Annotated in this window: 10 protein-coding genes; 6 read left to right on the top strand and 4 right to left on the bottom strand. The window is 70.5% G+C overall.

Translation table 11 applies throughout. The annotated features are described in order from the left end of the window. Window positions 1-33: 33 nt before the first annotated feature. The 3 genes from groES to ABZS37_RS05275 all read left to right on the top strand — a co-directional run bounded on the left by groES (window position 34) and on the right by ABZS37_RS05275 (window position 3,972). Window positions 34-348 carry a co-chaperone GroES gene (gene groES, locus ABZS37_RS05285; RefSeq protein ID WP_354995088.1) on the top strand — a complete coding sequence of 105 codons (315 nt, stop codon included), beginning with the start codon at window positions 34-36 and terminating at the stop codon, window positions 346-348. Window positions 349-418: 70 nt separating this feature from the next. Then, complete coding sequence (gene groL / locus ABZS37_RS05280) at window positions 419-2,053, top strand: chaperonin GroEL (protein WP_354995089.1); 1,635 nt, start codon at window positions 419-421, stop codon at window positions 2,051-2,053. A gap of 170 nt (window positions 2,054-2,223) precedes the next feature. Beyond that, on the top strand, window positions 2,224-3,972 hold the full coding sequence (locus tag ABZS37_RS05275) for a molybdopterin-dependent oxidoreductase (RefSeq protein WP_355165727.1): 1,749 nt from the start codon (window positions 2,224-2,226) through the stop codon (window positions 3,970-3,972). 621 nt (window positions 3,973-4,593) lie between these two features. On the opposite strand, the gene ABZS37_RS05270 is transcribed toward ABZS37_RS05275, so the two are convergent. Further along, on the bottom strand, window positions 4,594-5,148 hold the full coding sequence (locus ABZS37_RS05270; RefSeq protein ID WP_355165725.1) for a hypothetical protein: 555 nt from the start codon (window positions 5,146-5,148) through the stop codon (window positions 4,594-4,596). A gap of 845 nt (window positions 5,149-5,993) precedes the next feature. Beyond that, window positions 5,994-6,377 carry a WhiB family transcriptional regulator gene (locus tag ABZS37_RS05265; RefSeq protein ID WP_354995091.1) on the bottom strand — a complete coding sequence of 128 codons (384 nt, stop codon included), beginning with the start codon at window positions 6,375-6,377 and terminating at the stop codon, window positions 5,994-5,996. 252 nt (window positions 6,378-6,629) lie between these two features. On the opposite strand from ABZS37_RS05265, the gene ABZS37_RS05260 reads away from it, so the two are divergent. Beyond that, on the top strand, window positions 6,630-7,448 hold the full coding sequence (locus ABZS37_RS05260; protein ID WP_355165723.1) for a response regulator transcription factor: 819 nt from the start codon (window positions 6,630-6,632) through the stop codon (window positions 7,446-7,448). Window positions 7,449-7,471: 23 nt separating this feature from the next. Here ABZS37_RS05260 and ABZS37_RS05255 read toward each other — a convergent pair whose 3' ends face one another. Next, complete coding sequence (locus ABZS37_RS05255) at window positions 7,472-7,888, bottom strand: DUF5319 domain-containing protein (RefSeq protein WP_355165721.1); 417 nt, start codon at window positions 7,886-7,888, stop codon at window positions 7,472-7,474. Between the two features lie 185 nt (window positions 7,889-8,073). On the opposite strand from ABZS37_RS05255, the gene guaB reads away from it, so the two are divergent. Together guaB and ABZS37_RS05245 are read left to right on the top strand one after the other, a co-directional pair. Then, window positions 8,074-9,636, top strand: a complete 1,563-nt coding sequence (gene guaB, locus ABZS37_RS05250) for an IMP dehydrogenase (protein WP_354995094.1) — start codon at window positions 8,074-8,076, stop codon at window positions 9,634-9,636. 36 nt (window positions 9,637-9,672) lie between these two features. Then, entirely contained in the window at window positions 9,673-10,791 is a 1,119-nt protein-coding gene (locus ABZS37_RS05245; protein ID WP_355165719.1) for a GuaB3 family IMP dehydrogenase-related protein, read from the top strand. 69 nt (window positions 10,792-10,860) lie between these two features. Here the strand turns inward: ABZS37_RS05245 and ABZS37_RS05240 are convergent, their stop codons facing one another. Then, complete coding sequence (locus ABZS37_RS05240; RefSeq protein WP_355165717.1) at window positions 10,861-14,178, bottom strand: ThuA domain-containing protein; 3,318 nt, start codon at window positions 14,176-14,178, stop codon at window positions 10,861-10,863. Between the last annotated feature and the right edge of the window lie 44 nt (window positions 14,179-14,222).

Below are 14,222 nucleotides of genomic sequence, written 5' to 3'. Positions count from 1 at the left end.
CGGCCAGCAACGAAACCAGTACCCCAGGAGGGTATGCCCGTGACTACGGCGACCAAGGTAGCGATCAAGCCGCTCGAGGACCGGATTCTGGTCCAGGCGAACGAGGCTGAGACCACCACGGCGTCGGGCATCGTGATCCCCGACACCGCCAAGGAGAAGCCGCAGGAGGGCACTGTCCTCGCTGTCGGCCCGGGGCGCGTTGACGACTCCGGCAACCGGATCCCGGTTGACGTGACCGTCGGCGACACCGTCCTTTACTCGAAGTACGGCGGCACCGAGGTCAAGTACGCGGGCGAGGAGTACCTGGTGCTCTCCGCCCGCGACGTCCTCGCGGTCATCGAGAAGTAAGCAACCGATCAGTGTCACTGCCCCGGTCCGGCTCGCCGGGCCGGGGCAATGGCGCTTCGAAGGGACATACATGGCGAAGATCCTGAGCTTCTCGGACGACGCCCGGCACCTGCTGGAGCACGGTGTCAACGCCCTCGCGGATGTGGTCAAGGTCACCCTCGGCCCGCGCGGGCGCAACGTCGTCCTGGACAAGAAATTCGGTGCGCCCACGATCACCAACGATGGTGTGACCATCGCCAAGGAGATCGAGCTCACCAACCCGTACGAGAACCTTGGCGCGCAGCTGGTCAAGGAGGTGGCGACCAAGACCAACGACGTCGCCGGCGACGGGACCACCACCGCGACCGTGCTGGCCCAGGCGATGGTTCGTGAGGGTCTGCGCAACGTCACCGCCGGCACCAACCCGGCCGGCATCAAGCGGGGCATCGACGCGGCGGCCGTCAAGGTCTCCGAGGCGCTGCTCGGCCGTGCCGCAGAGGTCACCACCAAGGAGTCGATCGCGAACGTGGCGACGATCTCCGCGCAGGACGCCACGATCGGTGATCTGATCGCCGAGGCGATGGAGCGGGTCGGCCGCGACGGTGTCATCACCGTCGAGGAGGGCACCATGCTCACCACCGAGCTGGAGGTGACCGAGGGTCTCCAGTTCGACAAGGGCTTCATCTCGCCGAACTTCGTCACCGACCTGGAGGGTCAGGAGTCCGTCCTTGAGGACGCGTACATCCTGGTCACCACCCAGAAGATCTCGGCGATCGAGGAGCTGCTGCCGCTGCTGGAGAAGGTCCTGCAGAACAGCAAGCCCCTGCTGATCATCGCCGAGGACGTGGACGGCCAGGCGCTCTCCACACTGGTGGTCAACTCGCTGCGCAAGACCCTCAAGGTCTGCGCGGTCAAGGCTCCGGGCTTCGGTGACCGGCGCAAGGCGATGCTCCAGGACATTGCGATCTCCACGGGCGCCGAGCTGGTCGCCCCGGAGCTGGGCTACAAGATCGACCAGGTCGGCCTGGAGGTGCTCGGCACCGCCCGGCGCGTCGTGGTCGACAAGGAGAACACCACGATCGTCGACGGCGGCGGCCAGAAGTCCGACGTCGCCGACCGGGTGTCCCAGATCCGCAAGGAGATCGAGGCCTCCGACTCCGACTGGGACCGGGAGAAGCTGGCCGAGCGGCTGGCGAAGCTCTCCGGTGGCATCGCCGTGATCAAGGCGGGTGCGGCGACCGAGGTCGAGATGAAGGAGCGCAAGCACCGCATCGAGGACGCCATCGCGGCGACCAAGGCTGCGGTCGAGGAGGGCACCGTGCCCGGCGGCGGCGCCGCCCTGGTGCAGATCCGCTCGGTCCTCGACGACGACCTGGGCTTCACCGGTGACGAGAAGGTCGGCGTCTCGGTCGTGCGCAAGTCGCTCGTCGAGCCGCTGCGCTGGATCGCTCAGAACGCCGGTCACGACGGTTACGTCGTGACCCAGAAGGTCGCCGACATGCAGTGGGGCAACGGCCTCGACGCCGCCACCGGCGAGTACGTCGACCTGGTCAAGGCCGGCATCATCGACCCGGTGAAGGTGACCCGCAACGCGGTCACCAACGCCGCCTCGATCGCCGGTCTGCTGCTCACCACGGAGAGCCTCGTGGTGGAGAAGCCGGAGAAGGCCGAGCCGGCCGCCGCCGGCGGGCACGGCCACGGCCACCAGCACGGCCCGGGCTTCTGACCCGGTAGCGATACCCGTCCCGGGGCACACCGCCGTATGGCGATGTGCCCCGGCTCGTCTTGCGGGTCATCACCGGACGTTGACGTTGACGTTGACGTCGGCGTCGGCGTCGGCGTTGCCGTTGCCGCTGACGTTGGCGACTGGGCGCGATGATCGCGCACACTGGGCCGATGAGCACCACGTCACGGCGGTACGCCGCGCTGGCCGGAGTGACCGCCGCGGCCGTCGCGATCGGGATCGCCGAACCAGTGGCAGTGCTGACCGGTCCTCGGTCGGCGCCCCTGGTCGCGGTCGGCGGGGTTGTCGTCGACGCCGTCCCCGAATCGCTGAAGCAGTTCGCCATCGACCTGTTCGGCACCGCCGACAAGATCGCGTTACTGGTCGGCACGGCCCTGCTGCTCGGAGGGTTCGCCGCGCTGTTCGGTGTGCTGGCGGTCCGCCGGCTGGCACTCGGCCTGGCCGGCATCGCCGCGTTCGGCGCCATCGGCACCGCCGCCGCGCTGACCCGTCCCGGTGCGGACGCCGCCGACGCGCTGCCGTCGCTGGTCGGCGCCGGTCTCGGTGCCCTGGTGCTCTGGCTGTTCATCGCCGGTCCGTTCGAGCTGGACCCCTGGTCCTGGTCCCCACCCACGCCTCCCGCCGCGCCGGCGTCGTCGTCCGGTTCGTCGTCCGGTTCGTCGGCTGGTTCGTCGGCTGGTTCGTCGGCCGGGTCCTCGCCCGGTTCGTCGTCCGGTTCGTCGGCCCGGGAGGGATTGCCGGTGCCGGTGACTCCCGCCGCGCCGGCGCCGGTGAGCCCGGCCGAGCCGCCGTCGGCGGCGGCTGAGCCGAGGGCGCCGACGCCGGAGGTCGACCCGGAGTCGCGGCGGCGGTTCCTCACCGGCAGCGGGATGCTGCTTGGCACGGCCGTGGTGGCCGGTCTCGGCGGGCGCTGGCTGGCCGGTCGGCGCGGGGTTTCCGCCGCCCGGGACGCGATCCGGCTGCCCGCGCCGGTCGCCCCCGCACCGGCCCTACCGGCGGGCGCGGACCTCTCGCTGACACAGCTCGCGCCCTACGTCACCCCGAACTTCGGTTTCTACCGGATCGACACCGCACTGGTGGTGCCGCAGGTGGACCCGGACACCTGGCGGCTGCGGATCCACGGGCGGGTCGGCACCGAGCGCACCTACACCTACGCCGACCTGCTGGCCCGGCCGCTGGTCGAGCGGTACGTCACGCTGGCCTGCGTCTCCAACGAGGTGGGCGGGGACCTGATCGGCAACGCCCGCTGGCTCGGCGTACCCCTGCGAGAGTTACTCGACGAGGTCGAGCCGGACGAGGACGCCGACCAGGTCGTCGGCCGGTCGGTCGACGGCTGGACCTGCGGCACCCCCACCGCCGCACTGCGCGACGGGCGGGACGCGTTGTTGGCGGTCGGCATGAACGGCGAGCCGCTGCCGGTCGAGCACGGCTTCCCGGTCCGGATGGTGGTGCCCGGCCTCTACGGCTACGTGTCGGCCTGCAAGTGGGTGACCGAGCTGGAGCTGACCCGGTTCGCCGACTTCGACGCGTACTGGGTGCCGCGCGGCTGGTCCGTCGAGGGGCCGATCAAGACCCAGTCGCGGATCGACACGCCCCGGGGACGCAACAAGCTGACCACCGGGCCGGTGACCGTCGCCGGCGTGGCCTGGGCGCAGCACAGGGGCATCCGCCGGGTCGAGGTCCGCGTCGACGGCGGCGAGTGGCAGCAGGCGGAGCTGGCCCCGACCGTGTCGGTGGACACCTGGGTGCAGTGGTCCTGGCGCTGGGACGCCACGCCGGGCGAGCACCGGCTCCAGGTCCGGGCGAGCGACGCGACCGGCGAAACCCAGACCGAGCGTAAGCAGGATGTCGTCCCGGACGGCGCCACCGGCTGGCACACGGTCACTGTCACCGTCCGCTGATCCCCGCATGCGACGGACGGTCGGTCGTCGCCGCCCGCCGCCGAGCCGTCCGACTGATCAGCGGTACGCCCTACCGTGGAGATCTTGGACAATTTCCGTTATCTGCTAACGGAAACTGTCCAAGGTCTGCGGGTAGGCGCCAGTTGGGGCAAGGTCATTCGCCTCCCGCATCAGCCGGCGCGTCGCGCGCAGCGCGTGTTCGCGCACCGGCCAGTGCGTCGCTCGCTGCGCGTCCCTGCACCGGCCAGTGCGTCGCTTCCAGCGCGTCCGCATCGGACCGTGCGTCGCTTCCAGCGCGTGCCTGCGTCGGACAGCGCGTCGTTCGCAGCGCGTGCCTGCGTCGGACAGCGCGTCGTTCGCAGCGCGTGCCTGCGTCGGACAGCGCGTCGTTCGCAGCGCGTGCCTGCGTCGGACAGCGCGTCGTTCGCAGCGCGTGCCTGCGTCGGACAGGGCGTCGTTCGCAGCGCGTGCCTGCGTCGGACAGGGCGTCGTTCGCAGCGCGTCGCGGACCGGCCAGCGCGTTGCGCGCAACCACCAACCCGCGCGGGGTGTGCGGGCGTGGAAATGCCGCTGGCCGGCACCCCGGGTTGGGGTGCCGGCCAGCGGGTCTAGTTCGGTGGGTCAGCTGTTCCAGTGCTGGGCGACGAGGTCGGTGGCCTGCTGCTCCCACTGGGCGTAGGCGTCCGGGTACGCCGAGACCTGCACGGTCTGCGCGGCGACGGTCAGGGGCATGTCCTGCCATCCGTCGACCTGCTTCAGACCCTTGAGGAAGGCGGCCGTCGAGTAGGCGGGGTCGGTGATCTGCTCCGGCGTACCCCAACCACTGGTCGGACGCTGCTGGAACAGACCCAACGAGTCATGGTCATTCTTGTCGCCGAGGTGACCCAGGTTCTCCAACTTCGACTCCTGCAGACTCGTGGCGATCGAGATGACCGCGGCCCGCTCCGGCAGACCAGCCTTCTTCGTCGCGGCGATGATCGCCTTCACATTGGCGGTCTGCTCATCGTTCAGGGTGATCCGGGACTGGTCACCCTGCGGCTTGGCCGTCTGCACCGCGACCGCTACCGGCTTGGTGTCGACCGGGTTGGCGTGAGCGGCGATCGGACCGGCGAAGACACCACCGGCGAACGCGAGACCAGCAACAGACAACACACTCTTACGAATGATCGTGTTCATGAGAGTTAGCTCCTTCGGGGGTAAGGACACCCAGCCGCCAAAGGGGGAACCGGCGTGCAGGGTGTGAGCACCTCGTCCGGGCGCATCAAAAATCAGGGGGGAAAGTCTTTGAGGTTCGGCGCCTGCGGGCCGGGGGTGGCTTGGGGCGCCGAGGTCGGCGGCCTACGAGCGGAGGGCTCGTGGCGCCGGGTCCAGGTGTAACGACCGGGGGGCCGGGGTCATTCCGGGGGTGGCCCATCCACCGGCACCCACAAGGAGACGCTGACCGGGCGGTCGTTCGTGAGGACTGCAACGACCGGACGGAGCCAAGCATTCCAACCCCGGGGGGTCAGCACTCCAACCCGGGGTGGCGGGCCGGTGGTGCTGCGATCGTCAGGGTATGTAACGACCCCGGGCCGGCCATGATTCCGGGCCACGGGTGCGACCGATCACAGGCTAGAATCACCCCAAACCGGACAATGGCGATATCCCACCGAGTGGCGACGGGCCGCCAAGCCTCGGGCGCTGCCGGTGACGCGAACGCCGGGGGTGCGTGCCGTGTCCGCACGCCGGGGGTGCGTGCCGTGTCCGCACGCTGGAGGTGCGTGCCGTTTCGCTCTGAGCCCGCGCAACAACACCCGTCCGATACCCGGACAGCACCCGGACAGCCGGCCGTGCCAGCGGGGAGGGGGCAACGAAAACGCCCAGGAACGGCGATCCACTCCAGATCGGCGATGTTGGGGTATCCGGCACGACGCGATACCCCGATATCGGCGATCTGGTGTGATCGTGTGTCCGCGCTTGGCGGACGCGAAACCGCGCCTCCGAGTCGGGGGCGCGGTTCGCGGATGTAGGGGAGTGTCGGGTCAGGCGACGTTGCGTTGGGCCGGGACGGTCGACTTGTGCGGGCGGCCCAGGCGGGCTTCCAGTCGTGCGACGTCGACCCGGGCGTGTCGACGGTCTGCCAGGTCCTCCCAGCCGACGGCGAGCAGTCGCAGCCGCTCCGACTCGCTGAAGCCACCCCACACGCCGTACGGCTCGCGGACCGACAACGCGTGTGCGGCGCACTCGGCCCGGACCGGGCAGGCGCGGCAGACGGCCTTGGCGGCGGACTCGCGGCGCAGCCGGGACGACCCGCGCTCACCGTCGGGGTGGAAGAACTGAGCGCTGTCGCGCCCTCGGCAGGCACCGAGCCGCTGCCAGTCCCAGAGATCGACGATGGGTCCGGGCAGTCTACGTACGTTCGACATCAGCACCCCTCCTCCCGCGCGGCTCCGCGAGAATCCTTGTGGCCGGCATCCGGGCGGCGGGCCGCGCAGGCGCACCGTTCCCGGCCTGGATCTCCGGTACCCGGGCCGTCGGCGACTCACACATCTGTGATCGAAAACGTCATCGAAATTGCCGGTTTTGCCCTATCTGTCGGAAAAGTTCGAAGGATTGCCGGGAACCCCCTCCCCAGCCGACCCCGCCATGGTCTGCTCGTTGGCGGAGAGGAGACCACAGTGCGTACCGTTCTTGTGTGCGTTCGGACACCACTCGCGGCGCAGCACCTTACTTCTGCTGCCGCGCGACTGGGGTTGTCCGCGATCGTCCGTACCGCCGTCTCCGATCCTGAGGTGATGCTGCGGTTGGCCGAGCGACCGGCCGACGTGGTGCTGGCCGACACGGCCCTCACCAGGCCGGACAGCGCCGGCTTCGTCCGTCGGGTGCTGGCCCGCGCGCCGCAGGCCGCGGTGCTGCTGCTCGGCACCGAGGAGTCCGAGGCCGCCGCAGCCACCATCAGTGCGGGAGCCCGGGGTCTCATCCAGAATGTCGACCACGACCTGACCAGCGCGGTGGCAAAGGCTCTGCTGCTGCTCACCGCGCCTGGTCGGGCCTCCCGCCAACGGATCACCGACCCGGCCCGGGACGCCGCGGCGGTCGGTGGTTCCGGTCGTTCCGGGCCGTCGCCGCGTGGCTCCGGCGAGCCCGGCTGGACGGCCACGCCCGGCGAGGTGCCGGCGGGTGTGCCGTCGGTGCCGGTGCAGCGGGGTGATGACGAGGCCGAGTCGGCGAATGGCGAATCGGCGGCCGACCAGACCGACGTGGCCCGGCCCGCCCCGAACACCCGACCCGCCCGGGCGTCGGTCGGGCTCACCGAGCGCGAGCTTCAGGTGCTGCTCGGCATGGCTGAGGGCAAGAGCAACGCGGAGATCGGCCGGGAGTTGTTCGTCTCGGAGGACACCGTCAAGACGCACGCCCGCCGGTTGTTCCGCAAGCTCGGTGCGCGGGACCGGGCGCACGCGGTGGCGGCTGGCTTCCGCGCCGGCCTGGTCGCCTGAGGCACGCGCCGCGCCGCCGTCACCTACGTGGCGGTCGGGGTGTCCGGCTCGTCCTCGGTGCCTTCGGTCAGGGTGTCGTGCACCCCGTCGGCGTACCCACGGGCGTAGTCCCAGGTCACGTAGTGGTCCGGGTCGGGGTCGTAGGCGGGCTCGTGCACCCGGGGCCGACCCGAGTTGAGCAGGTGCCGCAGGTTGCCTCGGAGCAGGTCCCAGTCGAAGTAGTGCGGCTCCCGGCAGTCCTCGCATTCGATCACCAGCCCGCGGACCCCGATCGGGGCCAGCAGCGCCTGGTAGATCTCCAGGTCGGCGAGGTCTTCCAGCACGTCCTGCCGCTCGACGTCGGTCAGCGGATCCGGCGTCGCGTCGTCGCCCGGGTCGTCCAGACCCGCGGTCGGATCGGCCGGGTCGCCGTTGAACGGGTCGATGGGCTCGTCGTGCACCCCCTCACCGTAGACCCAACGCGGCGGGAACGTCCGCCCCCCGGCCTTGCGCCGGGCCGGCCCGCCACGGACAGGTCGCCCAGCTCACTGGGTACGATGAGACGACGTGCTTGCATCGTGGCGCGCTCCGGTGCCCGCCCGCGCCACCTCGCTGAAGCCCATCCGAGCAGCTCAGGGGAGCAATCGTGGAAAATTCGCCCAACAACGAGCTTCTGGCCGGCGTCGAGCACGCCGACCTGGGCGGCCACCTGCCCGAGCTGCCGGCCGGCTCCGCCCGGGTGGTTCCACTCGGTCTGACCTTCGATGACGTGCTGCTGCAGCCGGGCGAGTCGGACGTGGTGCCCAGCCGGGTCAACACCCGCACGAAGCTCACCCGCAACGTCGAGCTGTCCATTCCGCTGCTGTCCAGCGCTATGGACACCGTGACCGAGGCCCGGATGGCGATCGCCATGGCCCGTCAGGGCGGCATCGGCGTGCTGCACCGCAACCTCTCCATGGAGGACCAGGCGCTCCAGGTCGACCTCGTCAAGCGCTCCGAGTCCGGCATGATCACCAACCCGGTGACCGCCCGCCCGGACGACACGCTGCGTGAGGTCGACGAGTTGTGCGGGCGTTACCGCATCTCCGGCGTGCCGGTGGTGGACGGCGACGGCCAGTTGGTCGGCATCGTCACCAACCGGGACATGCGTTTCGTCTCCGAGCCGGACACTCCGGTCCGCGAGATCATGACCCACACCCCGCTGATCACCGCCCGGGTCGGGGTGAGCAAGGACGACGCACTGGCGCTGCTGCGCCAGCACAAGGTCGAGAAGCTGCCGATCGTCGACGAGTCGGGCCGGCTGCGCGGCCTGATCACCGTCAAGGACTTCACCAAGAGCGAGCAGTACCCGGACGCCAGCAAGGACGACGCCGGCCGGCTCCGGGTCGCCGCCGCCATCGGCGTTGGTGAGGACTCCTACAAGCGGGCCCGTGCCCTGGTCGACGCGGGCGTCGACGTGCTGATCGTGGACACCGCACACGGCCACCAGCGGGCCGTGCTGGACATGGTCCGCCGGCTCAAGTCCGACGTCACGATCGACATCATGGGCGGCAACGTGGCCACGTACGCCGGCGCGAAGGCGCTGGTCGACGCCGGCGCCGACGGCGTCAAGGTGGGCGTGGGGCCGGGGGCGATCTGCACCACCCGGATCGTCGCCGGGGTCGGCGTGCCGCAGGTGACCGCGATCATGGAGGCGGCCCGGGCCGCCCGCCCGGCGGGTGTGCCGGTGATCGGTGACGGCGGCATCCAATACTCGGGCGACATCGCCAAGGCCCTGGTGGCCGGTGCCGACACGGTGATGCTCGGCAGCCTGCTGGCCGGTTGCGAGGAGAGCCCCGGCGAGCTGATCTTCGTCAACGGCAAGCAGTACAAGGCGTACCGCGGGATGGGCTCGCTGGGCGCGATGCAGTCCCGGGGCCAGGCCAAGTCGTACAGCAAGGACCGCTACTTCCAGCAGGACGTGCTCAGCGACGACAAGCTGGTCCCGGAGGGCGTGGAGGGTCAGGTTCCCTACCGGGGGCCGCTCTCCCGCGTGGCCCACCAGCTGGTCGGCGGGCTGCGGCTCGCGATGGGGTACGCCGGTGCGGAGAACATCCCCGATCTGCACCGCCGGGGCCAGCTCATCCGGATCACCGCGGCCGGGCTGAAGGAGAGCCACCCGCACGACATCCAGATGACCGTCGAGGCGCCCAACTACCACACCCGCTGACCTCCCCCACCACCCCCGAAGACACCTGGAGTTTCCATGCGTGACGTGGTCGAGATTGGGCTGGGCAAGACAGCGCAGCGCGGCTACCACCTGGACGACATCGCCATCGTGCCGAGCCGCCGGACCCGGGACGTCGACGACGTCTCGACCTCCTGGCAGCTCGACGCGTACCCGTTCGGCATTCCGTGCGTCGGCCACCCCTCCGACGCCACCATGAGCCCGTCGTCGGCGGTGCGGCTCGGTGAGCTCGGCGGCCTCGGCGTGCTCAACGTCGAGGGGCTCTGGACCCGCTACGAGAACCCGACCAAGGTGCTGGAGGAACTGGCCGGCCTCGGCGAGGACGCCCGCGCCACCAAGCGGCTCCAGGAGGTGTACGCCGAGCCGATCCGCCCGGACCTGATCGCGGAGCGGGTCCGTGAGCTGCGGGCCGGTGGCAGCACCGTGGCGGTGCGGGTCTCCCCGCAGCACACCCTGGCGCTGGCCCCGGTGATCCTGGACGCCGGGGTGGACATCCTGGTCATCCAGGGCACCATCGTCTCGGCCGAGCATGTGTCGACCACCGACGAGCCGCTGAACCTCAAGGAGTTCATCGCCGACCTCGACCTGCCGGTGATCGTCGGCGGCTGCACGGACTACAAGACGGCGCTGCACCTGATGCGTACCGGCGCGGCCGGTGTGATCGTGGGCATCGGTGGCGACGAGTGGTCGACCACCGAGTCGGTGCTGGGCATCCGGGTGCCGATGGCCACCGCGATCGCCGACGCCGCGGCGGCACGCCGGGACTACCTGGACGAGACCGGCGGCCGGTACGTGCACCTGATCGCCGACGGTGACATCCAGACCTCGGGCGACATCGCCAAGGCGCTCGGTTGCGGCGCGGACGCGGTGATGCTCGGTGAGCCGCTGTCGCTCTGCGACGAGGCGCCCGCCGGTGGTGCCTGGTGGCACTCGGCGGCGAGCCACCCGTCGCTGCCCCGGGGTGCTTTCGAGGTTGCCGGTGAGCCGCTCGGGTCGATGGAGGAGCTGCTCTTCGGCCCGGCGGACGAGGCCGACGGTCAGCTCAACCTGTTCGGCGGGCTGCGTCGGGCGATGGCCAAGTGCGGTTACCGCGACCTGAAGGAGTTCCAGAAGGTCGGCCTGGTCCTCGACCGCTGACCTGTCCGTGAAACGCCGGAAGGCCGGCCCCGCTGTGATGCGGGGCCGGCCTCCGTCGTACCGGGCATGTCAGCCTTCGCTGAACTCCACCCAGTTGAGGTTGCCCAGGCCGCTCGTCGGGCCGCCCGGTACGGCGCGGTAGACCAGGTAGAGCCGGTGCGCTCCGGCCGGCTGGTCCACCGGTACCGCGGTGCTGGTGAAGGCCGAGTTTCCGGCCGTCGCGTTCAGCGTCGCCGTGGCGACGACCGGGCCGGTCGGCGAGTCGAGTCGCAGCTCCACCGCCGCCCGTGGGGTGCCGGCGGTGGCGGCCGAGCCGCCGGAGTGTCGCAGCGTCACGGTGGACACCCCGCCCAGGTTGATCGGGTCGAACGCGATGTGGTCGCCCGGGTCGATCGCGCTGACGTGCTGCCCGCCGCCGGTGTCACCGGTGGCGGCCACCTCGACGCCCTGCCTCACCTGGGCGTTCTCGGCCTGCTGACGGTGCGTCTGGATGATCGCCTGCCCGACCGTGGTGATCGGGGCCTGACCGCCTCCGCCCAGGTCGGTGTACGAGGCGCTGATCCCGCCGTACAGGTACCCGCCAGCGTGGTCACCGCCGTCGGCCGGGGTGGCGAGGGTGCCGGTGCAGCCGGTGGTGGAGCTGTCCGGGTGGCCGTGGCTGTCGTGGCCCAGGACGAAGGTCACGGTCACCCGTGCGCAGTCCACCGGCCCGTCCTCCGGGTCGGTCACCGTGACCGTGTAGGGCACGCTTTCACCCCAGGTGAAGAAGCTGCCACCCACCGGGGAGGTGACGGTCACCGTGGGTGCGGTGTTGCCGACCACGATCTCCTTGGTGAGCACCGCCGTCTTCCCGCTGGAGTCCGTCACCGTCAGCTTCGCGGTGAACGTCCCGTTCGACGTGTAGGTGAACGACGGGGCCGGGTCGGCCGAGTCGACCGTGCCGTCGCTGGTGAAGTCCCAGGCGTACGAGATGGACTCGCCCGGGTCCGGGTCGTAGCTGCCGGCCGAGGAGAACCGCACGGTCAGCGGTGCCGTCCCCGAGGTCGGGGTGGCGTCGAGCTTCGCCACCGGTGACCGCTTGCCCTTGACGTACCGGATCACCGACAGCTGCGCGTCGGGGTTGGCCCGGAAGAAGCCGTCGCCGTACTCCAGCAGGTAGAGCGAGCCGTCCGGGCCGAACTCCATGTCCATCGGGTTGTCGAAGACGACACCTGGCAGGAATTGCTCGACGCCGGTCAGGGTGCCCCGGCCGTCGGTGCGCATCATGAAGATCTTGTCCCGGGTGAACTCACCGAACACCACCGCGTCCTGGTAGTACTCGGGGAACTTCACCTCCGAGGTCGACGCCGGGTCGTACGAGTAGATCGGGCCGCCCATCGGGCCGACGCCGCCGGTGCCGATCACCGGCCACTTGAAGTCGCAGCTGACCGGCGGGTTTTCCAGGTACGACCCGGCACACGGGGTGCGCCCGTCGAACGTGTACCAGAACTGTGGCTGCTCGACCTTCGGCAGCACCCGCAGGCCGGTGTTACGCGGCGAGTTGTTGACCGGGGCGCCGCAGTTGAACGGGGCACCGGAGGTCCGGGTGACGAAGTCGAAGTCGATGTACGGCAGGCTCGGCGAGTAGCAGTACGGCCAGCCGTAATTGCCGGCCTTGTTGGTGGCGAACCAGCGGCCGGTGCCGTCCGGCCCCCGGGTGGCGCTGGGTACGCGGGAGTCCGGCGAGTAGTCGCCGACGTAGACCATGCCCCTGGCGTCCACGTCGTACCGGAAGGGGTTGCGCAGCCCCATCAGGAAGATCTCCGGCCGTGTCTTGGCGGCGGTGTCCTGCTCCTCGGGGAAGAGGTTGCCCTTCGGAATGGCGTACGTGCCGTTGGCCCGCACCTTGATCCGCAGCAGCTTGCCCCGCAGGTCGTTCGTGTTGGCCGCCGAGCGCTGCGCGTCGTAGCCGGGGCCCTGGGTCGGAGACTCGTTGATCGGGGCGTAGCCGTCGGAGCCGCCGGCGTTGGTGTCGTCTCCGGTGATCAGGTAGAGCAGGCCCTTGCCGTCGAACTTGATCTCGCCTGCCACGTGGCAGCAGATGCCGCGGTCCACGTCGACCCGGAGGATCTGCTGCTCGGTGCTCATGTCCAGGTGCGGGGTGGGGGAGTCCACCAGCTTGACCCGGGAGAGCTGGTTGTAGCCCTTGAACTTGTCCCACACGGTCGGGTCGGTGGAGGTGGCCGGCGCGTCGCCCTCGTTGACGCCCGGGGTGGCCGGGTCGTCGACCGGGGTGTTCAGCTTCGGCGCGTAGTAGATGTAGACCCACTTGTTGGTCGCGAAGTCCCTGTCGATCGCCACCGACTGGAGGCCGTCCTCGTCGTGCTGGTACACGTCGACGGTGGTGATCACCGGGCTGGCGCCGGTGGCGGGGTCGTAGAGCCGCACCTCGCCGCCGCGGGTGTTGTGCAGCACCCGACCGTCCGGGAGCACGGCCAGCGACATCGGCTCGCCCGGGTCGTCGTTGAGGGTGACCTTCTCGTAGTTGCCGAGCACCGTGGCACCGCAGTCGCCCTCGACCACGCCGGCGGACCACTGGATGCCGCCGAGCAGGTGCTCACGGAACTTCGCCGAGCGGTACGTCTCGATGCTGTGCCCGAGGCCGGTGTAGAAGGAGCGCCCGCCCTGGTGGTCCTTGCACCAGGTGATGGGGTGGTCGTGCCCCATCGCGCCGCCCGTGTAGGTCTTCTCGTCCACGGTGGCCAGGACGTGTGCGGAGCCCCGGACGTTGCGGCTGAAGTTGTACCACTCCTCGGTGAGGGTGAGCGTGCGCGGCAACGTCTCGCTGGCCGGGTGGGCCCGGTCGGCCACGTCCAACACACCGCGGACGGCCGGCGAGGCGCCGGCCACCTTCGCGCCGACCAGGTCCTGGTAGAAGGCCCAGTCCGGCTCGGTCTCCGCCGCCGCGTGCACGCCCACGTAACCGCCGCCAGCCTTGACGTACGCCTCGAAGGCGGCCTCCTGGCTGGTGTTGAGCACGTCGCCGGTGGTGTTGAGGAAGACCACCGCACGGAACTTCGCCAGTTCGGCGGCGGTGAACACGGCAGCGTCCCGGCTCACCGTGACGGTGAAGTCGTTCGCCCGGGCCAGCTGCCGGATGGTCTCGACGCCGTCGGGAATGGACGCGCGGCGCTCACCGGCGGTCTTGGTGAAGACCAGCACCCGGTAGGTCTGCGGGGCGCGGGCGGTGGAGCGCAGCGCGGCCGGTCCGTTCTCCACGGCGGCCGGCGCGGTCGGGGCCACGTCGTCGGTCGGTGCGGCGGTGGCGGGGACGGCGGAGGTGAGGGGGATGGTGAGGATCAGTCCAGCGGCGACGGCGAACCATCGTCGTCCGGTCGGTCGGGGCATCGGTTCCTCCGGTGGTCGGCAGGCGCGCGGCATCCCCAGCTTGT

The sequence above is a fragment of the Micromonospora sp. NPDC005413 genome (assembly GCF_040606435.1).
Classification (GTDB): Bacteria; Actinomycetota; Actinomycetes; order Mycobacteriales; family Micromonosporaceae; genus Micromonospora.
The sequence above is the reverse complement of the archived record's forward strand: the minus strand, read 5'-3'. Positions and strand labels throughout refer to the sequence as shown.

Bases quoted from the DNA above. Each gene is read 5' to 3' on its own strand.
- groL (WP_354995089.1), top strand. From the start codon at position 419: ATGGCGAAGATCCTGAGCTTCTCGGACGACGCCCGGCACCTGCTGGAG.
- ABZS37_RS05245 (WP_355165719.1), top strand. From the start codon at position 9,673: ATGCGTGACGTGGTCGAGATTGGGCTGGGCAAGACAGCGCAGCGCGGC.
- ABZS37_RS05270 (WP_355165725.1), bottom strand. From the start codon at position 5,148: ATGAACACGATCATTCGTAAGAGTGTGTTGTCTGTTGCTGGTCTCGCG.
- groES (WP_354995088.1), top strand. From the start codon at position 34: ATGCCCGTGACTACGGCGACCAAGGTAGCGATCAAGCCGCTCGAGGAC.
- ABZS37_RS05275 (WP_355165727.1), top strand. From the start codon at position 2,224: ATGAGCACCACGTCACGGCGGTACGCCGCGCTGGCCGGAGTGACCGCC.
- ABZS37_RS05265 (WP_354995091.1), bottom strand. From the start codon at position 6,377: ATGTCGAACGTACGTAGACTGCCCGGACCCATCGTCGATCTCTGGGAC.
- ABZS37_RS05240 (WP_355165717.1), bottom strand. From the start codon at position 14,178: ATGCCCCGACCGACCGGACGACGATGGTTCGCCGTCGCCGCTGGACTG.